Below are 25,457 nucleotides of genomic sequence, written 5' to 3' on the forward strand. Positions count from 1 at the left end.
TACTCGAAGGCGGCTACCACAAAGCGTAGGACTCGACCGGGCTACCCGGGTTCGTGACGGGCACCGCACACCGGGGAGCACGACCGCGACCGCCTCCACGGCGCGGACGATACCAGCCGTCCGGAACACTCCGTACGCCCGTACTCCTGAACGGAGCCTGAGAGCTCGCCTGAGAGAGTCTTCCCTAGTCGGGAATGATGGTGGGGATCTTGGCCCGCTTGAACGCGACCATCTCGGCCCCTGCCCACACCAGGATGACGGCCATCATCGTCAACGCCAGCGAGAGCGTGTGCAGGCCGTCGACGCTTCGCAGCAGCACCATGACCCCGAAGATCACCAGCATCTTGAAGACGTAGCCGCCGAGCGCGATGCCCATGACGGCCATCGGATCCATCGCCGAGGACTTGCGCATCATGAACAGCGTCGCGAACGACGACGCGAATGCGACAGCACCGCCGACGAGCGCACCAAGAAGACCGGAGACACCAACCCACACGGTCGCGACGACGGCGCCGGTCACCACGACGCCCACGGCGGGCCACAGCGCCGTCCGCAGCATCGCATCGGCCAGCCGCTGCACCTGTTCGGCGTGCGGGTTGCGCTTCTCGGTCTGCTCAGTCATGGGGCTCCCTGCTGGTTTCGCGACCTCAGTCTAGGCACTACCGAGATCAGGGCCGCGATCAGCAGGCCCGCGCATGTGATCCAGAACACGGCGGTGGTGTCGAAGAGGGTCACCGCGACCGCCCCGAACGCCAGCAGCCCGGCCCACAGGTAGATCAGCAGCACAGCACGCCGTTGCGAGTGCCCGATCTCCAGCAGCCGGTGGTGCAGGTGCATCTTGTCGGCGGCGAACGGGCTCTCCCCGCGCCTGGTGCGCCGGATGACGGCCAGCACCAGGTCGAGCAGCGGCAGGAACAGCACCGCCGCGACAACGAACAGCGGCGAGAGCAGCGCGACGACGTCGGTCGCGTCGAAGGAGGTGTAGTTGATCTTCCCTGACGCCGAGGTACTGGCCGCGGCCAGCATCAGCCCGATCATCATCGAGCCCGAGTCGCCCATGAAGATCTTCGCGGGCTGGAAATTGTGCGGTAGAAAGCCGAGACACGCCCCGGCCAGCGTCGCCGCGATCAGTGCGGGCGGATAGGTGCCGACGTCGCCGCCAGAGGAGGCCAGCAGCCCGAGCGAAAAGGCACAGGTCGCCGATGCCGCGATGAGGCCGAGGCCGCTGGCGAGCCCGTCGAGTCCGTCGACGAAGTTCATCGCGTTGACCATCACCACGACCAGCAGCACGGCGAGCAGCCCGCCCTGGTTGCGGTCGAGGATCAGCACCTGGCCGATCGCATCGCCGTCGCCGCCCCACGGTACCCAGAACGACACCCACTGCAGTCCGAACAGGACCAGGATGCCTGCGCACATGACCTGCCCGGCGAGTTTCGTCCAGGCATCCAGCTCGAACCGGTCGTCGAGCGCACCGATCAGCACGATCACGGCACCGCCGATGAGGACGGCTACGGGGTCGTAGGAGTAGTCGAACGCGCGGCGCAGCACCGGCAGCTGATGGGCCATCGCCATACCGCCGAGCACGCCGATGTACATCGCGAGCCCGCCCATCCGCGGGATCGGCACGACGTGCACATCGCGCGCTCTTGGCACGGCGACCGCCCCGACCTTGATGGCGAACCGGCGCACGAGCGCCGTCAGCAGGAAGGTCAGCGCGGCGGAGACGAGTCCGACGAGGATGTACTCGCGGATGGGAAGACCGGCGGTCACGGTGGGGGTCACGGAGCGGTCATCCCCTGCGGTGGAAAGACTGCGGGGTCACAGCGCGCAACGCTATCGCTACGGCGCACCGTCACTGCGGGAGGCCGACCTCGACACCGAGCACATCCGACACGGCATCGGCCCGCACCGCACCTTCCCGCAGCAGGACCGGCCCGTCACCGGTGAGATCGACGATCGTCGACGGCACCGGCTCGCCGCTGGGGCCGCCGTCGAGGTAGATCGACACGGAGTCGCCGAGCTGTTCCTGTGCTTCCTGCGCGGTGGCCGCAGCCGGCCTGCCGGAGACGTTCGCACTGGAGACCGCCATCGGACCCACCTCCCGGAGCAGCTCGAGCGCCACCGGGTGCAGTGGCATCCGTAGCATCACCGTCCCCTTGGTGGTGCCGAGGTCCCAGTTGAGGCTGGGCGCGTGTGGCAGCACCAGCGACAGATCGCCGGGCCAGAACGCCTCGATGAGCGCGCGGGCCTGCTGGGAGACGCCGAGCACGAGTCCGTCCACTGTGGACCATGAGCCCACCAGTACACCTACCGGCATGTCGGGACCGCGGTGCTTGGCCTGCAACAGCGAACGCACGGCGCCGGGGTCGAACGCATCGGCGCCGATGCCGTACACGGTGTCGGTCGGCATGACGACCAGTCTGCTGGACCGTACCGCCGAGGCCGCGGCACGCAGGCCATCTGCCCTGGTATCGGCTTTGCTGCAGTCGTACACCGCGCTCATGCGCGTGAGCTTAGCCCTGCTGCGTTTCAGAGGTTGCGCGGATAGGGGCTGGCCCCTATCCGCGCGACCTCTCAGCCGCGGCGCGCGGTGACGAAGCGCGGGCGGCCGGTGAGATCGGGATGGTCGCGCACATCGGTCAGCACACGACGGGCCTGCAGCAGGCCGGGGACGGCACTGCCGTGGGTGTCGTCGTGCTCGATGGCAACGCCGCCGCCCGGCCGCAGCAGCCGCGCCGCCGCGGTCACGACGTGCCGGATCACGGCGAGGCCACCGCCGGAGGCGAAGACGGCCTGCGGCGGGTCGTAGTCGGCGACCTCCGGCGGCACCGCGGTGCCCTCCGGGACGTACGGCGGGTTGCACAGCACGAGATCCACCAGTCCGTCGAGTTCGGCGAACACGGTGGGGTCGGTGACATCACCGGAGTACAGCCGGATCTGGGTGTCGCCCGCCTCGGCCCTGGCGTCGGCATTGTGCCGCGCCCAGGCGAGCGCATGCGCGTCGTTGTCGACGGCGTAGACGACGGCGTCCGGCCGGGCGTTCGCCACGGCGAGCGCGAGCGCGCCCGACCCCGTGCACAGGTCGACGACCACGGGGAACTCCCGGCCCTTGAGAACGTCGAGGCCCCATTCCAGGAGCAGTTCCGTCTCGGGTCGCGGCACGAACACGCCGGAGCCAACGGCGACGGTGATGTCGCCCAGCGCGGCCCAGCCGATGAGGTGCTGCAGCGGCACGCGTTTCGCGCGCTGGGTGACGAGCTGGCCGATCGCGTCCACAACGGAGGGGTCCACCAGGGGCACGAGCGGCAGCCGCCCGCGCTCCACGCCGAGCACGTGCGCGGCGATCAGTTCCGCGTCGTTGCGCGGCGAGGCCACACCGGCCTGTTCGAGGATGCGGGTCGCCTCCAGGATCGCCAGACGCAGCGGCTGTCTCTTCACGGTGTCCAGAGTCCCACAGGGCTCCCTGGTCGTGGGGGACATATGCGGCGAGCGCGCTTCGCGTCCGGCGGAGGGGCCGGTACCCACCTGCCGGCGCGCATGTCCGGACAACGGGCTCACGCTCGTTGCGATCCGTTGACACACAGGCGAAACGGGTCGCCATTCACCGACTGGGACCACAATGGACGGTTACCGCGCTCAGGACTGGGCCGCGGCGAGGCGTTCCTCCCGGTCGGCCGAGATGAGTGCGTCGAGCACCCCGTTCAGCTCGCCGTCGAGCACCTGATCGAGGTTGTAGGCCTTGTAGTTGACCCGGTGGTCGGAGATTCGGTTCTCGGGGAAGTTGTAGGTACGCACACGCTCGGAGCGGTCGACGGTCCGTACCTGGGAGCGGCGGGCGTCGGCTGCCTTGGCGGCCGCCTCCTCCTCCGCGAGGGCCTGCAGGCGGGCCTGCAGCACCTGGATCGCCCGCGCCCGGTTCTGGATCTGCGACTTCTCGTTCTGGCACGACACGACGATGCCCGTGGGCAGGTGCGTCACCCGGACCGCGGAGTCGGTGGTGTTGACGCTCTGCCCGCCCGGCCCCGACGAGCGGAACACGTCGATGCGGAGGTCGTTCTGGTCGATCTCGACCTCGACCTCCTCCGGCTCCGGGTAGATCAACACGCCTGCCGCGGAGGTGTGGATGCGCCCCTGCGACTCGGTCGCCGGCACCCGCTGCACGCGGTGCACACCGCCCTCGAACTTCAGCCGCGCCCACACACCTTCGGCGTCGGTGCCCTTGGTCTTGATGGACACCGTGACGTCCTTGTACCCGCCGAGGTCGGATTCCGTTGCGTCGAGCACCTCGGCCTTCCAGCCGTGCCGCTCGGCGTAACGCAGGTACATCCGGAGCAGGTCACCGGCGAACAGGGCCGACTCCTCGCCGCCCTCGCCGGACTTGATCTCCATGACGACGTCGGAGCTGTCGTAGGGGTCCCGTGGCAGGAGCAGCTCGGTGAGCCTGGCCTCCAGCGCCGGAATACGTGCGGCGATCTCGTCGGCCTCCGCGGCGAACGCCGGGTCCTCCGCCCCGAGCTCCTTCGCGGCGTCCAGGTCGGACCGGGCGCCGTTGAGCTCGTTGACCGCCTTGACGACCGGGGCCAGCTCGGCGTAGCGGCGACCCAGCTTGCGCGCACGGGCCTGGTCAGCGTGCACGGACGGGTCAGCGAGCTGGTCCTCCAGCTCGGCGTACTCGTCGAGTAGTTCCTGCAGGGCGACCGATTCCACTTCCGGCCACTCCCCTCTCGTCTCTGGCACCGGTGCTGGCAAGACAACGGCGCCCGCACTGCCACGAAGGCAGGTGCGGGCGCCGTCGGCGAAGCTACTTGGCGTCGGCGTTCTTCTGCCGCTTGCCATAGCGGGCCTCGAACCGCGCGACCCGGCCACCGGTGTCCAGAATCTTCTGCTTGCCGGTGTAGAAGGGGTGGCAGTTCGAGCAGATCTCGACGTGGATCGAGCCGGACTTCTGCGTGCTGCGCGTGGTGAAGGTGTTACCGCAGCCACAGGTCACGTTGGTGACCACGTACTCGGGGTGAATACCGCTCTTCATGGGGTCCTCTCTCGATGGCCGCCGGGTCCTCCCGCGGGAGGTGAACCGGAGCCGGACTTCAGCGGGCTGATTCTGCCAGAGCAGGCAGCACCACCAACAACGCACCCCGACCGCCGGCTATTCCTCACGCCGTAGAGCCGGCAGGCTCAGTCGACCTCGTTGCCCGGTGCGGTCTTGGAGACCTGCATCAGGAACTCGATGTTGGTCTTCGTCTTGCGCAGCCGGTCCAGCAGCAGGTCGATCGCCTGCTGCGAGTCGAGCGCGTGCAGCACCCGGTGCAGCTTGTGCACGACCGCCAGCTCATCCGGCGGAAGCAGCAGCTCCTCCTTACGGGTGCCGGACGGGTTGACGTCCACCGCGGGGAAGACGCGCCGCTCGGCGATCTTGCGGTCGAGCTTGAGCTCGGCGTTACCCGTGCCCTTGAACTCCTCGAAGATCACCGTGTCACCCGTGGAGCCGGTCTCCACCATCGCCGTGGCGAAGATGGTGAGCGAACCGCCGTCCTCGATGTTGCGTGCCGCACCGAGGAACCGCTTCGGCGGGAACAGCGCCGTCGAGTCGACACCACCGGAGAGGATCCGGCCGGACGCCGGAGCCGCGAGGTTGTAGGCGCGGCCGAGCCGGGTGATCGAGTCGAGCAGGACGACCACGTCGTGCCCCATCTCCACGAGACGCTTGGCGCGCTCGATGGAGAGCTCGGCGACCGAGGTGTGGTCTGACGGCGGGCGGTCGAAGGTCGAGGCGATGACCTCACCGTTCACCGACCGCTGCATGTCGGTGACCTCTTCCGGCCGCTCGTCGACGAGCACGACCATCAGATGGCACTCGGGGTTGTTCGTGCTGATCGCGTTCGCGACGTCCTGCATGATCGTCGTCTTACCGGCCTTCGGCGGCGAGACGATCAACGCACGCTGCCCCTTGCCGACCGGCATGACCAGGTCGATCACACGCGTGGTCAGCTTGTTCGGCGTGGTTTCCAGGCGCAGGCGCTCGTTCGGGTACAGCGGGGTCAGCTTGTGGAACTCGGGCCGCTTCTTGGCGACCTCCGTGTCCAACCCGTTGACCGAATCCACCCGGACGAGTGGGTTGAACTTCTGGCGCTGCTGCTCCCCCTCACGCGGCTGCCGCACCGCACCGGTGATCGCGTCACCGCGGCGCAGGCCGTGCTTGCGCACCAGGGACAGCGACACGTACACGTCGTTCGGCCCCGGCAGGTAGCCCGAGGTGCGGACGAACGCGTAGTTCTCCAGCACGTCCAGGATGCCTGCGACCGGGAGCAGAACGTCGTCCTCGCGGACCTCGGTGTCGGAGTTGCCACCGCCGCCCTCGCTGCGGCCGCCGCGACGGCGCCTGTCACGGAAACGCCGGCCACGGCGCCCGCCGCGCTCGTCGTCGTCCTGGGCAGGGCCCGCGTTGTTGTTGCTGTTGTTCTGCTGGCCGCGCGGGTTGCCGTTCGACTGCCTGCGCTGCTCGCCGCCCTGCTGTTCACCGGACTGCTCGCCACGCTGCTGACCGGCGTCCTCGTCGCCGCCCTTCTGCTGCGAACCGCCATCAGGGCTGCCCGCGGGCCTGCTGGCGCCGCGGCGGCGGCGCGGCGACCTGCCGCCGTCCTCCGGCTGCGCTGCCTCCTCGCCGCGGTTGTCCGCGGGCGCCTCACTGTCCTGCTTGGCGCGGGAACGCTGCCGCTTCTCGGCCGGAGCGGCCGCCTGCTCGGCGGGGGCGGGATTCGCCTTCTCGGCGGGCTTGGGGACACCAACGCCCTCGAGTGGCAGGGTGTCGCCGTCGGCAGCAGCCCCACGACCTCGCTTGGTCTTGCCCTGACGCTCCCGGATCGCGGCGATCAGGTCGCCCTTGCGCATCCCCGTCGTATCGCCTACGCCCAGCTCGCTCGCCAGCGAGCGCAGCTCGGCGATGACCATCCCGGACAGGCCGCCCGGCCGACGTTTCGGCGTCGCGGCCTCACCATTGGTGGCCTGCGGCGCCTGCTCCCCGGTACCCGGCGCAGTCGCCTGGGCGTTCACGCCGCTCAAAAGATCGGTGTTGCTCACACATGTCCTTCCTGACCGATCCACGCCTCCAGGTGGACCAGCGGACCGCCGCCCGCGTCCGAATTGCGAGACGGCGTTGTAGTTCCCGGTGCACGAGATCCGGCTGAGACATGCGAGTCGCAGCAGCGGAGCTGCCTGCACGGGATTAGGGTCGACCACCGTGTCTACCGGAAACCCGCGTCGAAAGAACGGAAGATGCGACCGGGAAAAGATCCCGGGACCATCACCGGGTGCGGAATGTGCACGGTGACCTAACGCCCCCGAGGGTAGACCGACCAAGGTCGCGGTGCAACAACCACCCCCGTTGTGGTGGGCCACACACGGTGTATTGCGACCCCTCCCGCTACCTGGCGGTGACGTTCACGCCGGTCAGGTCGACGGGCAGTTCGGTTACCTCGAAAGGTGCAACGTCGACCTCGGGCGGGAGTATTCCCGTCGTGGTGAGTGCGAGCACCGTAGGGCCCGCACCGGACACCGTGGCGGCTACACCGTGTTCACGCAGCGCGCGCACCAGCCGCATCGTGTCCGGGTAGGCCGGTGCGCGGTAGTCCTGGTGCAATCGGTCCTCGGTGGCCGTGAGCAGCAGCTCTGGCCGACTGGTGACGGCGTGCACGGCCAGCGCGGCGCGGCCGGCGCTGAACGCGGCGTCGGTCAGCGGCACCCGTTCCGGCAGCAGCCCCCTCGTCTCGTGTGTCGACGAGCGCTGCGCGGGTACCGCCACCACGGGGCGGATCGCGGCGTGCGGCTCCAGCCGTTCGGCGTGGAAACGCTCCCCCACGCCCCAGGCGATCACGAACCCGCCGAACAGGCTCGCGGCGGCGTTGTCGGCGTGCCCCTCGAACTCGGCGGCGAGCTGCAACGCCGTCTCGTCGGTCGGCTGCCCGGCCAGCGCGTAGCCCGCCGCGATCCCGGCCACGGCCGCCGCGGCCGAGGAACCCAGCCCGCGGGAATGCGGGATCGCGTTGTGGCAGCGCAGGTGCAGACCGGGTACCTCGATGCCGAGGTGCCTGCACGCGCGCCGCAAGGCACGCACCACCAGGTGCCGCTCATCGGTCGGCACGTCCGCCATGTCACCGCCACCGGCGTCGATGACCTCGACCTTCAGCCCGGAGTCGGTGACCTCGACCTCCACGACGTCGTGCAGACCGAGCGCCAGGCCGAAGGCGTCGAACCCGGGACCGAGGTTCGCCGTGGAAGCCGGCACGGTGACCGTGAGCTTCATGAGAGTTCGAGTGCGGAGGCCACAGCGCGGGGGTCAACAGCGAGAGGCTCGACCTCGACGTTGCCCTCCAAAGCCGTCGCCGGGTCCTTGAGGCCGTGCCCCGTCACCGTGCACACAACGGTGGAGCCGCGCGGGATGCGGCCGTCGGCCGCGGTCAGCAGGAGGCCCGCGACGCTGGTGGCCGAAGCCGGCTCGACGAACACGCCTTCGTGGCGCGCGAGCAGCCGGTACGCCGCGAGGATCTGCTCGTCGGTGACCGCCTCGAACAGGCCGCCGCTGGCGTCGCGCGCCTTGACGGCGCCGTCCCACGACGCGGGACTGCCGATGCGGATCGCGGTCGCGATGGTCTCGGGCGCCTGCACCGGCTCGCCGTGCACGAGCGGCGCCGCGCCGGCGGCCTGGAAGCCGAACATACGTGGCGTGTTCTCCACCACACCGTCGGCGGCGTACTCGGTGTAGCCCGCCCAGTAGGCGGTGATGTTGCCCGCATTGCCGACCGGAAGGCAGTGGATGTCCGGGGCGCTGCCGAGCACGTCGCAGATCTCCCACGCCGCGGTCTTCTGTCCCACCAGCCGCACCGGGTTGACGGAGTTGACGAGCGTGACCGGGTAGTCGGCGGCGGTCTTGCGGGCCAGTTCGAGGCAGTCGTCGAAGTTGCCGTCGATCTGCAGGATGCGGGCGCCGTGCAGGATCGCCTGCGCGAGCTTGCCCATCGCGATCTTGCCCTGCGGGATGAGTACCGCGGAAGTCAGACCGGCCCGCGCGGCGTAGGCGGATGCGGAGGCAGAGGTGTTGCCTGTCGATGCGCAGATCACCGCCTGCAGGCCGCTGGCAAGCGCGTGCGTGATCGCCAGCGTCATCCCGCGGTCCTTGAACGAGCCGGTGGGATTGGCACCCTCGACCTTGAGATAGACGGTGGAGCCGGTGAGCTCGGACAGGTGCGGAGCCAGGAGCAGCGGTGTGTTGCCCTCCCCCAGCGTGACGACCTCGGCGCCGTCCGGGATCGCGATGCGCGCCGAGTAGGCGTGGATGATCCCGGGCCAGCCCGGCGTGCTACCCGCAGCGTTCACCAGAGTCACGAATCCTCGCCTTCCACCCGCATGACGCTGACCACCTCACGCACCACGTCCAGCTTGCTGATCTCGTCCACAGTGGCCTGCAGAGCCGCGTCCGGCGCCAGGTGCGTGACGATGACCAGGCTCGCCGTGGCAAGCCGGTCACGCTGCCGCACCGCGGCGATGCTGACCCCGTGGACGGCGAACACCTGCGCCACCTGGGCGAGCACGCCCGGGCGGTCGGCCACATCGAGGCTGATGTGGTAGCGCGTCGGCGTCTGTCCCATCGGGCGCACGGGCAGCGCGGCGTGCGCGGACTCGCGCGGACCGCGCCCGCCGACGACCCGGTTGCGGGCGGCGGCGACGAGGTCACCCAGTACCGCGCTCGCCGTCGGCGCGCCACCGGCGCCCTGCCCGTAGAACATCAGCTGACCGGCGGCCTCCGCCTCGACGTAGACGGCGTTGAAGGCACCGCTGACCCCGGCGAGCTGGTGACTGCGCGGGATCATCACCGGGTGCACGCGCGCCGACACAGACTCGGTGCCGTCATCCGCGGTCACCCGCTCGCAGATGGCCAGCAGCTTCACGGTCCGGCTCAGCAACCCGGCGGCCGCGATGTCCGAGGCGGTGATCCCGGCGATGCCCTCGCGGTGCACGTCGGCTGCCGTGACGCGGCTGTGGAACGCAAGCGACGCAAGGATCGCCGCCTTCGCCGCTGCGTCGTAGCCGTCGACGTCAGCGGTCGGGTCCGCCTCCGCATAGCCGAGGCGCGTCGCCTCGTCGAGCGTCTCGACGTAACCAGCGCCGGTGGAGTCCATTGCGGACAGAATGAAGTTGGTGGTGCCGTTGACGATTCCCATCACGCGTGTGATGCGGTCACCGGCAAGTGACTCCCGCAGCGGGCGCAGCAGCGGGATGGCACCCGCGACCGCGGCCTCGTAGTAGAGGTCCGCACCGGAGGTGTCGGCGGCCTCCGACAGCTCGGCCGCGTACTCGGAGAGCAGCGCCTTGTTCCCGGTGACGACCGACTTTCCCTTGCGTAGCGCGGTGAGCAGCCAGCCACGCACCGGCTCGATGCCGCCGATCAGCTCGACGACCACGTCCACATCGGACTCGACCAGCTCGCCTGCGTCGGCCGTCAGCAGGTGCTGGGGAAGCTCGGGATGCTTGGCGGGACGGCGCACCGCGATGCCGGCCAGCTCGACCGGCGCCCCGACCCGCGCAGCCAGCTCGTCGGCGTCATCGATCAGCATGCGGGTGACCTCGCTGCCGACCGTGCCACAGCCGAGGAGCGCGACCCGGACGGTACGCCCATCAAGCGTGTTGACGCTCACGACACCTCCCTGCCCTGCGGGACGCCCGCACCCGATCGGCTTACGTGAGCGGAGGCTCCGCAATTATCGCTCACGACACCTCCAGACGCAGCATGTCCTCGTTCGTCTCCCTGCGCAGCAGCAACCGGTGGCTGCCGTTGCGGACAGCGACCACCGCCGGCCGCGGCTGCCGGTTGTAGTTGCTGGCCATCGAGTAGCAGTACGCGCCGGTCGCCGCGACGGCGAGCAGGTCGCCAGGAGCAAGAGTGTCGGGCAACCAGCAGTCGCGGACCACGATGTCACCGGACTCACAGTGCTTTCCCACGACTCGGGACAGCACGGCCGGAACCGGCTGCGGCTGCCCGTCGTCACTGGCCCGCGACACGAGCCGGACGTCGTAGGCCGCGTCGTAGAGCGCGGTCCGGATGTTGTCGCTCATCCCGCCGTCGACGCTGACGTAGCGACGCATGGTGTCGTCGCCGAGCGCGACGTCCTTGATGGTGCCGACCTCATACAGCGTCACGGTGCCCGGCCCAGCGATCGCGCGGCCCGGTTCGCCCGCGATCCGCGGTTCCGGCAGGTCGGCGAACGCGCATTCCTTGCGCACGATCTCGCGGATCTGGGTCACCAGCTGGGCGGGCGGCGGCGGGTTGTCCCGGTCGGTGTAGGCGATGCCGAAACCACCGCCGAGATCCACAGTGGACAGATCGGCCAGCGCCTCGGCACCGTGGTCCTTGCGCAGCTCGGCGAGCAGGCCGATGACGCGGCGGGCGGCGACCTCGAACCCGTCGGCGTCGAAGATCTGCGAGCCGATGTGACTGTGCAGGCCGACCAGCCGCAGTGATGGCGCATTGAGCACCCTGCGCACCGCCTCGGCCGCATCGCCCGAGGCGAGTGAGAAGCCGAACTTCTGGTCCTCGTGCGCGGTCGCGATGAACTCGTGCGTGTGCGCCTCGACCCCCACCGTCACGCGGACGAGGACCGGCTGCACGACCTCGTGCCGTGCCGCGACGTCGGCCAGGCGGGCGATCTCGTAGAACGAGTCCAGCACGATCGTGCCGACACCGGCCTCGACGGCCGCCTCGAGCTCCGCGACGGACTTGTTGTTGCCGTGGAAGGTGATGCGCTCCGGCGGGAAATCGGCACGCTGGGCGATCGCCAGCTCGCCACCGCTGCAGACGTCGAGGCTCAGCCCCTGCGCGGCGACCCAGCGCGCGATCTCGGTGCACAGGAACGCCTTGGAGGCGTAGTGCACGAGTGCGGGATCGTCGAACGCCTCGGCGTACTCCGCGCAGCGCGACTTGAAGTCGGCCTCGTCGACGACGAACAGCGGCGTGCCGTAGGTGCGGGCCAGCTCCCGCACGTCGACACCGGCGATCCGCACGACGCCGTCCGGGGCGCGGTAGGTGTTACGTGGCCAGACCTTCGGGTAGAGCCGGTCCAGCTCGTCCGCTGTGGACGGTGGGAACCCGGCCTGGTCGGCGTGCGGGTATACCTCGGCGTGCCGTGGCCCGGCGGGGTGTGCACACATGGCAGATCACTACATCCGTTCCGGGGCGGAGACCCCGAGCAGGGAAAGTCCGTTCGCGAACACCTGGCGCGCGGCATCGCACAACGCCAGGCGGGCGTGGGTCAGCGGGGTCGCCTCCTCATCGCCCTGCGGCAGAATCCGGACCGCGTCGTAGAACTTGTGATACGCCGACGCGAGGGACTCCAGGTAGCGGGCGACGCGGTGCGGTTCGCGCAGCTCCGCCGCCTTCTTGAGCACCGAGGGAAACTCGCCGATCGTCCGGATCAACTCGCCTTCCCTCGGCTGGGTGAGCAGGCTGAGATCGGCGTCGGACGACGGCTCTATCTCGAGTTCGGCCGCGTTGCGCCGCAACGAGGCGAGGCGCGCGTGCGCGTACTGCACGTAGTACACCGGGTTCTCGTTGGTGTGCTTGCGCAGCAGGTCGAGGTCGATGTCGAGGCTGGAGTCCACCGAGTACCGCGTGAGCTCGTACCTGGCGGCGTCGACACCGACCGTCTCGACCAGGTCCTCCATCGTCACCACGGTGCCCGCACGCTTGCTCATCCGCACCGGCTTGCCGTCGCTGACCAGGTTCACCATCTGGCCGATGAGCACCTCGACCACATCCGGGCTGTGTCCCATCGCGGTGGCCGCGGCCTTCAGCCTGGCGACGTAGCCGTGGTGGTCGGCGCCGAGCATGTAGATGCACAGGTCGAACCCACGCTCGATCTTGTCGCGCAGGTAGGCGAGGTCGCCCGCGATGTAGGCGGGGGTGCCGTCGCTCTTGATGACCACCCGGTCCTTGTCGTCGCCCTGGTCCGTCGAACGCAGCCACCAGGCGTTGTCGGCGAAGTAGAGGCTGCCCGACTCCTTGAGCTCGGCGACGACGGCGTCCACGGCGCCGGAGCTGTGCAGCGAGTCCTCGTGGAAGTAGACGTCGAAGTCCGTGCCGAAGTCGTGCAGGCTCTTCTTGATCTCCTCGAACATGAGCCCGACACCGATGCGGCGGAACAGCTCCTGCCGCTCCTGCTCGGGTTTGGCCAGCGCGCTGGGTTCCTTGCGGATGACCTCGGCGGCGATGTCGTTGATGTAGGAGCCGGCGTAGCCGTCCTCCGGCGCGGGCTCACCCTGCGCGGCGGCGATGAGTGACCGGACGAACCGGTCGATCTGGGCGCCGGCGTCGTTGAAGTAGTACTCGCGGGTCACCTCGGCGCCCTGCGCACCGAGTAGCCTGCCGAGCGCGTCGCCGACCGCGGCCCAGCGGGTCCCGCCGAGGTGGATCGGGCCCGTCGGGTTCGCGGAGACGAACTCGAGGTTGATCTTCTTGCCGGTCAGCGCGGTGCCACTGCCGTACGCCTCGCCTTCGCTGAGCACACGGCTCAGCAGCTGGCCCTGCGCGTCCGCGGCGAGCCGCAGGTTCAGGAAACCGGGGCCGGCCACCTCCACGCCGGCCACACCGTCTGCCGTCGCCAGTACCTCGGCGAGCGCCTCGGCCAGCTCCCGCGGTTTCATGCCGACCTTCTTCGCCACCTGCAGTGCCACGTTCGTGGCGTAGTCCCCGTGCTCGCGGTTTCGGGGTCGCTCCACCGTGACCTGTTCCGGCAGGACGCTGTGGTCGAGGCCACGGGCCGACAGCACCTGGACGGCGGAGGAACGCACGAGGTCAGCAAGGGCGGAGGGAGTCACCAGCCGAGTGTACGGCCGGGCACGGCGACGCTGAGTCACCACCCGGCAGGCCCGAAACGCCTGGAGGGCAGGTGCTACGCAGCCCTTACAGGGAGGTCCTTACACTGCACACCCAGTACTGTTCGGCGACGGAAAACAGGAGCCATGGCGAACGGCACGAAGAAAAAGGGCAACTCCGGCAAGAGTGCCGTGAAGGCAGCACGTGGTTCGGTCGTCAGCAAGAAGGGGCCACCCTGGGGCACGATCATCTCGGTCGTCGCCATCTTGCTGCTCGCCATCGGCGTCTTCGGCTACTACTACGTGGCTTCGAGCGACACCCGCGCCCAGCGTGGCCGTGAGGAAGCGGCCGCGTCGTTCGCCCCGTCCGAGCAGAACCCCGACCCGTCGAAGAACATCGAGGGCGTGGTCACCGCAGAGTACGGCGGCGGTGCGCACGTGCTGCCGACCGAGCGGGTCGCCTACGACAAGACCCCGTCATTCGGCGGCCCGCACGACGGTTTCTGGGCCGCCTGCAACGGTGTGGTCTACCCCAACGCCGTCCGCACCGAGAACATGGTGCACTCGCTCGAACACGGCGCCGTGTGGATCGCCTACAACCCACAGCGGGTGACCGGGGAGGCACTGGACTCGCTTAAGGTGCGCGTCGAGAACAAGCCGTTCCTCATGATGTCGCCCTACCCGGGTCTGGACTCCCCCATCTCCTTGCAGTCGTGGGGCCACCAGCTCAAGCTCGACAATGCCGACGACGCGCGCATCGACCAGTTCATCGCGGCGCTGCGGACCAACCCGAACACCTACCCCGAGGTCGGCGCCTCATGTGACGCGCTCGGCCCCGGCCGGTTCGACGTGGACAACCCGCCGCCGTTCGACTCCACGCAGCCGGGTCCGGACGCCAAGCCGATGGACTACCAGGGCACCGAAGGCACCCAGCAGGACCAGTCGACGAGTGGCCAGCCCACCCAGTAGAGCACCGGAAGCCATGCCAACGCCCGACACCGACGAGGACATCGAGTTCCGGTCCCCGCACTGGCCCCGCGTGGTGATCTTCGGCGCCGCGACGTTCGCGGTGCTGCTGATCGGCGCGACGATCGGGATGCTGCTCGCACCGACCACCACCGAGCAGCCGCAGACCACACCTGGTGCCGGGTCGGTCGAGGTCGGTTTCGCACAGGACATGTCGGTGCACCACCTGCAGGCCGTCACGATGGCCAACTGGGCTCGTGAACACAGCACCGATCCGGCGATCGCGCAGCTGGGCTTCGACATCGGCAGCACTCAGACCGAGCAGGTCGGCCGGATGAAGGGCTGGCTCATGCTGTGGCAGCAGTCAGAGCAGCCACTCGGTGAGTACATGACGTGGATGACCCAGGCCGGGGGGCACCACGCCATGAGCTCCTCCGGCGGCAGCGCCGCGATGCCTGGCATGGCCACCACGGCTGAGCTGTCCAGGCTGCGCTCGCTGTCCGGCAAGGAGCTGGACGTCTACTTCCTGCAGCTGATGCTGCGCCATCACCAGGGCGGCACCGACATGGCGCAGTACGCCTACGACCACGCGTCGGTGGGTGCGGTCCGCACGCTCGCGAAGAGCATCCTCGACTCGCAGGGCCCGGAGATGGTCCAGATGCGCCAACTGCTCCGCGAGCGGGGCGCCGAACCGCTGCCGTATCCCTGACGACTCACCAGGACAGCTCTTCACACCTTCGCGCCGACTCGCGGGCCTCGATCTGCAGAGTCGCGTGCTCGATCGAGTATCCGGTCGCGAACAGCTTCTGCGCGGCGGCCAGTACCTCCGAGGACTCGGCATCGGGGCCGACGGTGAGGTGCGCCGAGGCGACCTCCATGCCCGAGGTGAGCGTCCAGACATGCAGGTCGTGCACGTCCTCCACGCCGTCGAGCTCGCCGAGCTCCTTGTTCAGCTGGGCGACGTCGACGCCATGTGGGGCGTGCTGGAAGAGGATCCGCAGGGTGCGCCTCGCCAGTGAGACGGCCCTGGGCAGCACCCACAGGCCGATGGCGACGCCGATGATCGGGTCGGCGTAGCGCCAGCCGGTTGTCAGCGTGATGACAGCGCTGATGAGCACACCCACCGAGCCGACCAGGTCGGCGAGTACCTCGAGGTAGGCGCCCCGCATGTTGATGCTCTCCTTGGCACCGGAACGCAGCAGGAAGAACGCGACGAGGTTGGCGGCCAGGCCTGCGAGTCCGGCGAGCAGGACGGGCACCCCTGGCACCTCGGGCGGCTCGCTGATCCGGGCAAGGGCCTCGTAGGTGACGTACACGGCGACGCCGAAGAGCAGGAGCACGTTGCCGAGCGCGGCGAGGACCTCGGCCCGGTACAGGCCGAACGTGCGGGTGTGGGTCGGCCCGCTGCGACGAGCCAGCAGCACGGCGGTCAGCGCCATCGCCACGCCCACCACGTCGGTGAGCATGTGCGAGGCGTCGGAGATCAGCGCGAGCGAGGATGTCGCGAACCCGACGGCGAACTGCAGCAGCATGAACGCGGCGCCGATCGCCAGCGCTGCCCCGAGCCTGCGCACGTAACGGCCTGATGCGCTGCCCGCACGTGCGGTGTCCACATGCCCATGCCCATGTCCCTGCCCCATGTACGTCGCCTCCTTCCCCGGCCCCTGCCGGCCTCCAGCAACATATAGTCACATGCGCATAAGTGCAATACAGGTGAGCCTAACCTCGCATACGGTACTGCCGACGCCCCCGTGTCGCATACCGTGAGCCGACCCGCCGCTCCGACCTTCACGGGGCATGCGCTAAGCTTCACGGGTCGCGAAAGCGGCGGGCCCTTGTAGCTCAGGGGATAGAGCACTGCCCTCCGGAGGCAGGTGTCGCAGGTTCGAATCCTGCCAAGGGCGCCCACAGTTGAAGCGCATAAAGCCGCGTCGACCAGCACATATGCCGGTCGGCGCGGCTCTTTCTGTTGTCCGGCGGTGTCCAGCCAGCACGGGGTTCTACGGCCATTCGCGGCCAATGCCCGGCCACGCTGACGAAAGCTGCCGACTCGAGCAACGTGGACGAGCGCGCAACCTCGAGCGCGCACAAGTATCAACGGCCACTACTACCTGACGTTCATGTGGCGACCGAACTGTCCGCCCTGGCGATGGTTTCGACGAGAAACTTCGCGGTCTCGGCCGCGTTCTCGTTCATGATCGACAAGTGATCACCGGGTATCCGGATAACTGGCGCCAGTTCTTCAACGTCCCACATGGCCCGCCAACCGTCGTCGGTGAACTCGCTGGCGAACGCGGGCAGCTCCGCGACTCGGTCGGTCGCGCGAGCCAGCAGGACCGGCGCGCGTACCGGTTCGGGCTTCCAGTGCAGTGCGAGTTCGCCATAGGCGGACATCGCCGTGAGCTGTTCGTCTGTCATCTGCTGGAAAAGATGATCGTCAGCAGCCATCAGCGGCAGGAACGCGCCAAAGGCGTGGGCGAGTTCCGTGCCCGCCCTCGGTGAGTCCAGCAGGACAACGGACCGTACGTCGATTCCATGAGTCTCGGCGTGTGTGGCCAGTCCGTGGCTGACCCAGCCACCAGACGAGTAGCCGGCCAGCACAATAGGCCGATCGGCGAAATGCCGGATAAGCGTTTCGAGATGGTACTCGAACAGCGCATCTACAGTGGACGGTACGGGGCCGGTGTCACCGAATCCCGGATGTGGAAGCACATAGACATCGCTGCGGCCGTCGAGGTGGCGAGCCAAGGGTAGGTAGTTCTGCGCGCCGCTGGGGGCGACAACCGGCGGCACGCATACCAGCCCGAGCCTGGAAGCTCCCTCGGTCAGCAACACCGGCTCAGCGGGATTAGCGCGGCTACGTACGTTCGCCGCGTCGAAGGTTTCGCGTAGTGCGGCCGCAGCGGCGAGCAACGCGAACCCCTGTGGGAGCATTTCCTGAGCACAGGCATTTCGGTACAGGTCGCGGATTCCGCCGCCGGGCCGGGAGATCGTCCCGCGTTCACTGTCCGCAGTTGGCCGGGCCATCGCCGACCCCTGCCGGAACTGTGAATTGAGGTGGGTTGCGAGTTCCGCCGCGGTCGGATGGTCATAGACCACCTTGGCCGGCAGCTTCAAGCCTGTAGATCGGCCCAGGCTTGTCGAAAGATCCACAAAGGCCAGCGAATCAAATCCCAGTTCGGCGAAATTGGCCTTCGAGTCCACTTCAGACGCCGAGGAATACCCTAGCACTGTCGCGGCCTTACCACGGATCTGCTCCAGGAGCGCCCGGTAGCGGTCGTCGTCATCAAGTTCAGCGAGTGCCGGCCCGCGCCCGCGGTCGGATTCACTTGGCGAAGCGACAAGTACCGGCCGCTCGGTCACCTCATCGAACAGCTTGGTAGCACGTTGAAGTTGAAGGGTTGAACTGAACCTGGGCCAGTCGACATCAGCGAGGATTCGCGCGGTCGCACCGCCGGAAACGATATCCCACATAGCCGCTGTCACCATACGTGGTGCCATGGCGATCATGCCGCCTCGAGACAGGCTGGTCTCGGATGAGGTGTCGGCGGCCATCCCGCCATCACCCCACATTCCGAAGGCGATCGCCGTAGCGGCGTTCCCGCGAGCCCGGCGCTCGCGTGCGAGACCATCCAGGTAGGCATTGGCCGCCGAGTACGCGGCCAACCCCTTCGCGCCGACCACAGCCGACATCGACGAAAAAAGCAGGAACACCTCAAGGGAATCGTTGTCCAGTAACGAATCCAGATTCATCGCACCGAGCACCTTGCCTGCCGCGACCCTGCCAATCTCGGCGGGTTCCAAATCGAGCAGCCGCGTCGGTGTGCCGGGCACCCCTGCGGTGTGCACAACCGCCCGGGGTGCCTCGTCCAGCCCGGCGAGCAAGGCGGCGACGTCAGCTCGCTTGGACACGTCACAGGTTGCAATCGTCACCCTGACGCCTAATGTCTCGAGCGCCGCCTCTAATTCGGCGATACCAGGTGCGCTCTTGCCACTTCGGCTAGCCAGCACGACGTGTTCGGCGCCGTGCCGGGCGAGCCAGCGGGCCGCGTAGCCGCCCAGCGCACCGCTTCCTCCGGTGACGAGCACTGTTCCTCGGGGCCGCCAAACCCGTGTTGGCTGCTGCCGGGTCACCTTCACTATCCGCCGCGCATACGTCCCGTCGGCTCGGAGTGCGATGTCGAACTCGCCACGCCGGTCACGGAGCAGATCACATAACTGCTGGAAGGTCGACTCGTTCGGGTGGCGGGGAAGGTCCACCAGGCCACCCCATAGTTCAGGCTCCTCCAGCGCACCCGTGCGCACCAAACCCCACAACATGGAACGAACCGGTGCCGGTGGTTCATCAAAGTCGTCGACCTGAACTGCCCCGCGAGTGACACACCAAATCGGCACCCGCAGCCCGACATCCGACGCGGCCTGGGCCAGCGCCAGCGTCGCCGTCAGTCCACCGTCGACAGCCTTCCGTCGTTCGTCGGGCAAGTCATCGACAGCGAGTAACGACACTATCCCCTGTGGACGCTCATTCACGTCCAGCTCCCGCAGAGCTACCGCCACAGACGCACGATCGGCGGCGCTGTCATCGATCGGAAGAAGACAGACCTCGACACCGGCCGCGGTCATACTCCTCATCACAGTGTCCGCAAGCTCGCTTCCGGCTAGCCTCCCGGTGACCGCAATCAGCCAGCGGCCGGACAATTCAGCCCGGGCCAGCCGCGCGTCAACCAAGGATATGGGGCGCCAGATCTCCTCATACCGCCACGACTCCGTCGCCATAGGCGAGCGGTCATCAGCGGACAAGCCGGACTGTGTCAACCAGAATCGTTGTCCCTGAAACGGATAAGTCGGCAAGGCGATGGTGCGGGCACCGACGTCGCGCGTCGCCGCATCGAGGTCCACCGGGGCTCCGTGCACCTGAAGTTCGGCGATGACACGCCGCACGGTGTCGCGTTCGGATTGCCCCGCACGCAGTGTGGCGACCAGGCGCGGCTCATTGTGGTCTCGGTCAGCCAGCGATTCTTTGGCAGCCGAGGTCAGCACCGGATCCGCTCCGAGTTCGAGATACTCACTGATGCCAAGGTCATTCATGTATCTAACGGCGTCGTGGAACCGCACCGCCTGACGGAGCTGGCGCACCCAGTAGTCCGGGGAACACAGTTGCTCAGCCGCCACGATGTCACCGGTCACGCTGGAGACAATCGGGATCTCCGGAGGACGGAACGTGAGGCTCTCAAGTTTCGTACGGAGTGGCTCCATCAACTCGTCCATGTGCGGTGAGTGAGCCGCACAGGCAACCTTGAGCCGAGTCGTCTTGCGTCCATGCATTCGCCAGATTTCAGCGATCCGCGCAGCCGCATCTCGGTCACCGGAAACAACCACCGAAGCCGGGCCGTTCACGACAGCAAGGGACACGTTGTCTGCCCAGCGTTCAAGCGACGGAAGGATCTCCTGTTCGCTGGCCTGGATCGAGATCATCGTCCCATCAGAGCGCGCTGAGTGCATCAGCCGCCCGCGTTCGACAACCAGAGCACACGCGTCTTGAAGCGACCAGACGCCCGCTGCCCGCGCCGCGATCAGCTCACCAAAAGAATGTCCGAAAAGGACGTCGGGGACGAGGCCCCAATCAAGGATCGCGCGATAGAGTGCGATCCCCAAGGAGAACAGCGCTGGTTGGGCGAAATCTGCCCGATGCAGTTTCTGCTCCTCGAGCGATCCTTCGTCAGCGAAGATTATGGGCCGCAATGGGAATGGCAGCAGTTCATCGAAAATCGCGGTGACTTCGTCGAAAGCCTTCCGGAAAACTGGGTTCGCGGAGTAGAGCTCTCGTCCCATCCCCGCCCGCTGACTGCCCTGTCCGGTGAAGAGCATCGCTAATCCGGGACCCGTTCGACGTTCGACATCGTGCGTGAACCGCTTGTTCAACGCCGATCGAGTCCGCGAGAAAGACTTCACCATTCCTTTGCTCACCGCGGGGTGTGCTTTCCCCGCCGCGAGTGCCCGCAGTCCGGACATGAACTCATCGCGGTCGTCAGCAAGCAGGACCGATCGATGCTCGAATTGGCTGCGACCTGCAAGCGTACGACTGACGTCAGCCAATACCGTTTCCGGTCGCGCCCGGAGATACTCGTGCAGGTTCGCGGCCTGAGCCCGGAGTGCGACCTCGCTGCGTGCAGATAATGCGAACATCAAATCGCTCACCGTGATGTCCGCGATCGGCGCTGGCGCTTCCGCTGGGGCCTGTTCGAGGACAACATGTGCATTGGTGCCCCCGATGCCGAACGCGGAGACTCCAGTTCGCCGTGGTCGATCAAGCTCCGGCCAGGGCCTCGCACCCGCCAATACCTCGACCCCGCCCGTCCAGTCCACCCGCTTATTGGGCTCCCGCACATGCAAGGAGCAAGGCAGTACGCCGTGATCCATCGCGGCGATCATTTTGATCACGCCGGCAACCCCAGCGGCCGCCGCGGTGTGCCCGATATTGGACTTCACCGATCCTATCCACAGTGGACGATTGGGATCGCGGTCCTGCCCATAAGCCTGGAGCAAGGCACGGGCCTCGATGGGATCCCCGAGTTTGGTGCCAGTGCCGTGCGTCTCGACGGCATCGACATCCTGCGGTTCGAGCCCAGCGTTATCGAGCACTCTTCTGATGACCCGCACCTGCGCTGCCTCGCTGGGTGTGGTGAGGCCGCTGGCGACACCGTCGTGGTTGACCGCCGTGCCACGCACGAGCGCCAGTACTGGATGGCCGTTGCGCCGCGCGTCATCCAGACGTTCCAGCACGAGCATCCCCGCGCCCTCAGCCCATACAAGTCCATCAGCATCGGAAGAGAACGGCTTGCAACGACCATCTGATGACAGCGCACGTTTCGGGCTGAACTCAATGAAGGCTCCGGGCGTTGCCAAGACCGTGGCTCCGCCGGCAAGCGCCACCGAGCATTCCCCGGCCCGGAGCGACTGGCAGGCGAGATGAATAGTTGTCAGCGACGACGAACAGGCCGTGTCCAGGGTGACAGCCGGACCTTCAATGCCGAGCGTATGGGCAATCCGGCCGGACGCCACAGCTATTACTGTGCCCGTGAGCACCTGACCGGCGACCTCCTGGGGTGCCTGGTGCCAGCGCGGACCGTAGTCCTGGTGGGCTATTCCGACGAAGACCGCGCCCGGCGTGCCGCGCAGAGAATGCGGATCGATGGCCGCGTTCTCCAGGGCCTCCCATGTGATCTCCAGCAGCAGCCGCTGCTGCGGGTCCATGGCCGTTGCTTCGCGCGGGCCGATTCCGAAGAAGCCAGCGTCGAACAGGTCGACGTCGTGGACGAAGCCGCCGACTTTGAGGTAGCTCGTACCGTGGTTTCCGGGATCAGGGTGGTACAGACTCTCGGTGTCCCAGCCGCGGTTCTCCGGGAACTCGGTCAGTGCCTCCCGCTCGTTAACGACGAGATCCCACAGGTCGTCGGCCGAGCGCACGCCGCCCGGAAACCGGCATCCGACTCCGACGATCGCAATCGGCTCTGTCCGGCGTGACTGACTCGCCTGGTCCACTTTGGTCGCTCCCGCCCAGATGGCACATATGGCAGATGACGCGGCGAGTATGTCAAGCGGTTACACCAAGTTTCCCGACCGCAATTCAGCGAGTACTGTCCGAAAAAGTGATCTTGACCTGTAGAGCTGAGGCTCGACACCAATCCGGGTACGGGAGAGGTACGGGAAACGCACGGCAGCTGCACCCCAGCTCATGTAACGCGCCGCAGGTCACGTTTTCGGGCGAGGTCCCGCCCTCCGGAGGCAGGTGTCGCAGGTTCGAATCCCGCCAAGGACGCACGCAAACAGAATGTCGAAAGGCGGCCTCGACCAGCGGAAACGCCAGCCCGGATACCTATCCGTCCTGCGTGCACCGAACAGGCCCGAACCTCGCAGGTGCAGCTCGCCGGCCTCGCGTGTTGAACATCGAGCTCCCCCGAACAGCTGATTGGAACCAGGCGCAAGGCTGACTACATTTAGTTTCTCGAAGATCACCAAGTGTTACCGACTCGACTCGCTCCGGCGGCAGTTCAGGCGCCGTCCCTCAGCATTCAACGAGATCCCCATCAGCACCGTCCACCAGTTCGCTCAGCCCCTGGAGAAGGGTGAGGCCATCGATGCGCATTACCTTGACCGGGGCCACGGGATTTCTGGGTCTGCGGTTGCTGACTGAGTTCCTCGACCGTGGCGACGAGATCACTGTGCTCTCGCGCATGGACTCGCAGCGGACGGTCGCGCGCCTTCGACGCGGCCTGCGAGCACTGGGGCGCCCGGAAGGCGATCTTGACGACGAGTTGCGGCGGGTGGCCGCCTGCCAGATCGACCTGGCGGCGGAATGGCTGGGAGTCGGCGCCGATGCCTTCCGCGTCTTGGCCGACCAGGCGGACCAGGTTTGGCACTACGCAGCACAAACCGCCCTCAGCGGCGCCGCCGCCAAGCACTCGATCAATGTGGAGGGCACGCGGCGGATACTGGAGTTGGCGGCACAGGGCAGGCGGCGCCCCGAAGTTCACCACATCAGCACGGTCCACGTCGCGGGCAGGCGAGAAGCCGGAGTAGCACTCGAATCGGACTTGGACCCCAGCGGCGGCTTCGTCAACCACTACGAGGAATCGAAGTGCCGAGCCGAGCTGATGGTCCGCGCGTGGTCGCAGGCCCTGTGCCGCCCCGCGGCGATCTATCGCGCGGGCGGTCTGGTCAGCGACCGGGAAGTGCACCCTGGGCTGCCCCTCCACCCCCTGGCGACGCTGACGATGCTGGTGGAGGAGGTCCTCGGCCCCCGCCCGGCCGACTCGCCACCGCCTCCGCTGCGGATCCCGGCCACTCCCGGTGGCCACCTCAACCTGCTGCAGGTAGAACACGCCGCGCGCGCCATGGCGCAACTGTCCCTGACAGCACGACCTCCAGCGGAAGCGGTCACCTACCACATCGTCCACCCACTCGACACCCCGGCTGAGCGTGTGGCGCGGATGCTGGAGGCCGCGGCCGGAGTTCGGGTCGTGTTCGCAGGCCCGCACGACCCGGCCGCCTGGCAACCGGCCGGCCAACCGGAGATCGCCGGGTTCCTCCCCTACCTGTCACAGCGACGCCGGTACGACACCCGCAACGTCCGGTCGGCGGGTGTCGCCATCGATCCTCCCGAGATCACTACCGAGTACCTGCTCCGCGGAGTCCGCTGGGCCGACGTGCCCGCCCGAGTGAAGTGAGGAAGCCATGAGGCCACCTATCGCGCTGCTGTTCCCCGGCCAGGGCGCCTATTTGCCTGGCGTGCTCGCCGCTGTGGCAAGCAAGTACCCGGAGTCCTGGACATTCTGCACACCATCGACGCGGTAGCCCGCGAGCACGGCAGAGCGCCCGTGTCGCCGCTGCTGCTGGACCACGCCGCGCCCAGCGCCGAAGAGCTGGTCGCCCATGACCCGGCTCGCTCCCATCTGGCAATCTTCACCTGCTCGATGGCGGCCCACCACATCCTGACGCAGGCGGGCCGGCATGCGGCCGATGTGCTGGTGGGGCACAGCTTCGGCGAGATCGCGGCGCTGACCGCCGCGGGCGCGCTCACTGTGGAGGGCGGGGCACGCGTGGTGGCCGAGCGCGACACCGCTTTCGAGCAGTGCCTGCCGCAACCCGGCGGAATGCTGAGTGTGGAGCTGTCCGAGCCGCGCACGCGTCACCTGCTGGCCGCGCTGGGTTGCTGGCGGGTGGAGATCGCCGCGGTCAACGCGCCCACGCAAACTGTGGTGTCCGGGCTCCACGACGATCTGGCCCACGTCGAATCGGTCGCGTCCGCCGCCGGGTGGGGTTGCCGAAGGGTGCGCGCGCCCTACCCCTTCCACCATCCGATGCTGCTTCCGGTGGCCGAGCAGTTCGCCAAAGCACTGGCTGGCATCCCGTTCGCGCCACCCCGCACACGCGTCTACTCGCCTGTCGCGCAGGTCTACTACCGCCCGGACGACGACCTGCGGGCCGCCGTGACGGCGCACCTGTCCCAGCCCGTGTGGTTCGCCGACGCCGTGCGAGCGCTGCACGCGGAAGGCGTCCACATCTGGGTCGAGTGTGGCGCCCGGTCGATCCTCACCGATCTGGCCGCGCGGACCATTCCGGGCCTCGCGGTCTGGGCGCCGCTGCGGCACCGCGCCAGCGCCGTCTCCCCTCTGGACGCGGCCGCCGAGGAGGCCACACACGGTGACACCTCGCCCATCCGGCCGACAACGCAGCCGACCGCGCCGCAACCGCAGCCGCGCGCTACCCCGGCCCTCGACACCAATGGCCACCACCTGCCCGTACCGGCGCAACCCCCGGTCTCCGAGCAGCAGGCAGCGGCAGTCTCCCTGCCCCCACGCGACGAGCTGGTCGAGACGCTGCGCCGGGAGTACGCACAGGCGCTGGACTACCCCGAGGACGTGTTCACCGACGACGCCGACCTCGAGGCGGACTTGGGGGTGGATTCACTGAAGCAGTCAGAAATGTTCGCCCGGCTGCGCCGCCGGTACAGCCTGCCGGCGCCCGGCGCGGGAACACGCCTGTCGGTCTACCGGACGCTCCCCTCGGTCGCCGACGGCCTGCTGGAGCTGGCCGCCCGCGACTCGGTGGCAGCCGGCTGAGGGGCGGCG

At 68.0% G+C, this 25,457-nt stretch carries 18 protein-coding genes and 1 tRNA gene; 5 read left to right on the top strand and 14 right to left on the bottom strand.

The features are described 5' to 3' along the window. Window positions 1-184: 184 nt before the first annotated feature. From ABZ863_RS05900 to argS, 12 genes are all read right to left on the bottom strand, one after another. Window positions 185-622: a hypothetical protein gene (locus ABZ863_RS05900; RefSeq protein WP_358531528.1), complete on the bottom strand. Its 438-nt coding sequence runs from the start codon at window positions 620-622 to the stop codon at window positions 185-187. Then, window positions 619-1,782, bottom strand: a complete 1,164-nt coding sequence (locus ABZ863_RS05905; RefSeq protein WP_358531530.1) for an MraY family glycosyltransferase — start codon at window positions 1,780-1,782, stop codon at window positions 619-621. The genes ABZ863_RS05900 and ABZ863_RS05905 overlap by 4 nt, the downstream gene beginning before the upstream one ends. A 70-nt stretch (window positions 1,783-1,852) precedes the next feature. Further along, on the bottom strand, window positions 1,853-2,503 hold the full coding sequence (locus tag ABZ863_RS05910; protein ID WP_358531532.1) for an L-threonylcarbamoyladenylate synthase: 651 nt from the start codon (window positions 2,501-2,503) through the stop codon (window positions 1,853-1,855). 71 nt (window positions 2,504-2,574) lie between these two features. Further along, window positions 2,575-3,438: a peptide chain release factor N(5)-glutamine methyltransferase gene (gene prmC / locus ABZ863_RS05915; protein WP_358531533.1), complete on the bottom strand. Its 864-nt coding sequence runs from the start codon at window positions 3,436-3,438 to the stop codon at window positions 2,575-2,577. 198 nt (window positions 3,439-3,636) lie between these two features. Continuing rightward, window positions 3,637-4,707, bottom strand: a complete 1,071-nt coding sequence (gene prfA, locus ABZ863_RS05920) for a peptide chain release factor 1 (protein WP_358531535.1) — start codon at window positions 4,705-4,707, stop codon at window positions 3,637-3,639. 94 nt (window positions 4,708-4,801) lie between these two features. Then, window positions 4,802-5,029 (bottom strand): 50S ribosomal protein L31, encoded by a 228-nt coding sequence (gene rpmE / locus ABZ863_RS05925; protein WP_358531536.1) that lies wholly within the window; start codon window positions 5,027-5,029, stop codon window positions 4,802-4,804. Between the two features lie 146 nt (window positions 5,030-5,175). Beyond that, window positions 5,176-7,077, bottom strand: a complete 1,902-nt coding sequence (rho, locus tag ABZ863_RS05930; protein WP_358531538.1) for a transcription termination factor Rho — start codon at window positions 7,075-7,077, stop codon at window positions 5,176-5,178. A 343-nt stretch (window positions 7,078-7,420) separates the two neighbouring features. Continuing rightward, window positions 7,421-8,299, bottom strand: coding sequence for a homoserine kinase (gene thrB / locus ABZ863_RS05935; RefSeq protein WP_358531540.1), 879 nt, complete (start codon window positions 8,297-8,299; stop codon window positions 7,421-7,423). Further along, on the bottom strand, window positions 8,296-9,369 hold the full coding sequence (gene thrC / locus ABZ863_RS05940; RefSeq protein ID WP_358531542.1) for a threonine synthase: 1,074 nt from the start codon (window positions 9,367-9,369) through the stop codon (window positions 8,296-8,298). Before thrC ends, thrB begins: the two co-directional genes overlap by 4 nt. Before the next feature lie 5 nt (window positions 9,370-9,374). Then, the gene (locus ABZ863_RS05945) at window positions 9,375-10,688 is read right to left on the bottom strand and encodes a homoserine dehydrogenase (RefSeq protein WP_358531544.1); all 1,314 of its coding nucleotides are present in this window, start codon (window positions 10,686-10,688) and stop codon (window positions 9,375-9,377) included. A 70-nt stretch (window positions 10,689-10,758) separates the two neighbouring features. After that, window positions 10,759-12,198 (bottom strand): diaminopimelate decarboxylase, encoded by a 1,440-nt coding sequence (lysA, locus tag ABZ863_RS05950; RefSeq protein WP_358531546.1) that lies wholly within the window; start codon window positions 12,196-12,198, stop codon window positions 10,759-10,761. A 9-nt stretch (window positions 12,199-12,207) separates the two neighbouring features. Further along, entirely contained in the window at window positions 12,208-13,863 is a 1,656-nt protein-coding gene (gene argS, locus ABZ863_RS05955) for an arginine--tRNA ligase (protein WP_358531547.1), read from the bottom strand. A gap of 144 nt (window positions 13,864-14,007) precedes the next feature. On the opposite strand from argS, the gene ABZ863_RS05960 reads away from it, so the two are divergent. Both ABZ863_RS05960 and ABZ863_RS05965 read left to right on the top strand, forming a co-directional pair. Next, window positions 14,008-14,829, top strand: a complete 822-nt coding sequence (locus ABZ863_RS05960) for a DUF3105 domain-containing protein (protein ID WP_358531548.1) — start codon at window positions 14,008-14,010, stop codon at window positions 14,827-14,829. A gap of 13 nt (window positions 14,830-14,842) precedes the next feature. Next, window positions 14,843-15,535, top strand: coding sequence for a DUF305 domain-containing protein (locus tag ABZ863_RS05965; protein WP_358531550.1), 693 nt, complete (start codon window positions 14,843-14,845; stop codon window positions 15,533-15,535). A 4-nt stretch (window positions 15,536-15,539) separates the two neighbouring features. Here the strand turns inward: ABZ863_RS05965 and ABZ863_RS05970 are convergent, their stop codons facing one another. Next, entirely contained in the window at window positions 15,540-16,466 is a 927-nt protein-coding gene (locus ABZ863_RS05970) for a cation diffusion facilitator family transporter (RefSeq protein ID WP_358531552.1), read from the bottom strand. Window positions 16,467-16,657: 191 nt separating this feature from the next. Between ABZ863_RS05970 and ABZ863_RS05975 the strand changes: the two genes are divergently transcribed. After that, window positions 16,658-16,730: transfer RNA gene (locus ABZ863_RS05975), tRNA-Arg, on the top strand. Between the two features lie 214 nt (window positions 16,731-16,944). Here the strand turns inward: ABZ863_RS05975 and ABZ863_RS05980 are convergent. Next, on the bottom strand, window positions 16,945-22,368 hold the full coding sequence (locus tag ABZ863_RS05980) for a type I polyketide synthase (protein ID WP_358531554.1): 5,424 nt from the start codon (window positions 22,366-22,368) through the stop codon (window positions 16,945-16,947). 596 nt (window positions 22,369-22,964) lie between these two features. On the opposite strand from ABZ863_RS05980, the gene ABZ863_RS05985 reads away from it, so the two are divergent. Both ABZ863_RS05985 and ABZ863_RS05990 read left to right on the top strand, forming a co-directional pair. Continuing rightward, complete coding sequence (locus ABZ863_RS05985) at window positions 22,965-24,053, top strand: SDR family oxidoreductase (RefSeq protein ID WP_358531556.1); 1,089 nt, start codon at window positions 22,965-22,967, stop codon at window positions 24,051-24,053. 150 nt (window positions 24,054-24,203) lie between these two features. After that, entirely contained in the window at window positions 24,204-25,448 is a 1,245-nt protein-coding gene (locus tag ABZ863_RS05990) for an acyltransferase domain-containing protein (protein ID WP_358531558.1), read from the top strand. Window positions 25,449-25,457: the final 9 nt, after the last annotated feature.

The sequence above is a fragment of the Saccharomonospora sp. NPDC046836 genome (genome assembly GCF_040645195.1).
Lineage (GTDB): Bacteria > Actinomycetota > Actinomycetes > Mycobacteriales > Pseudonocardiaceae > Prauserella_A.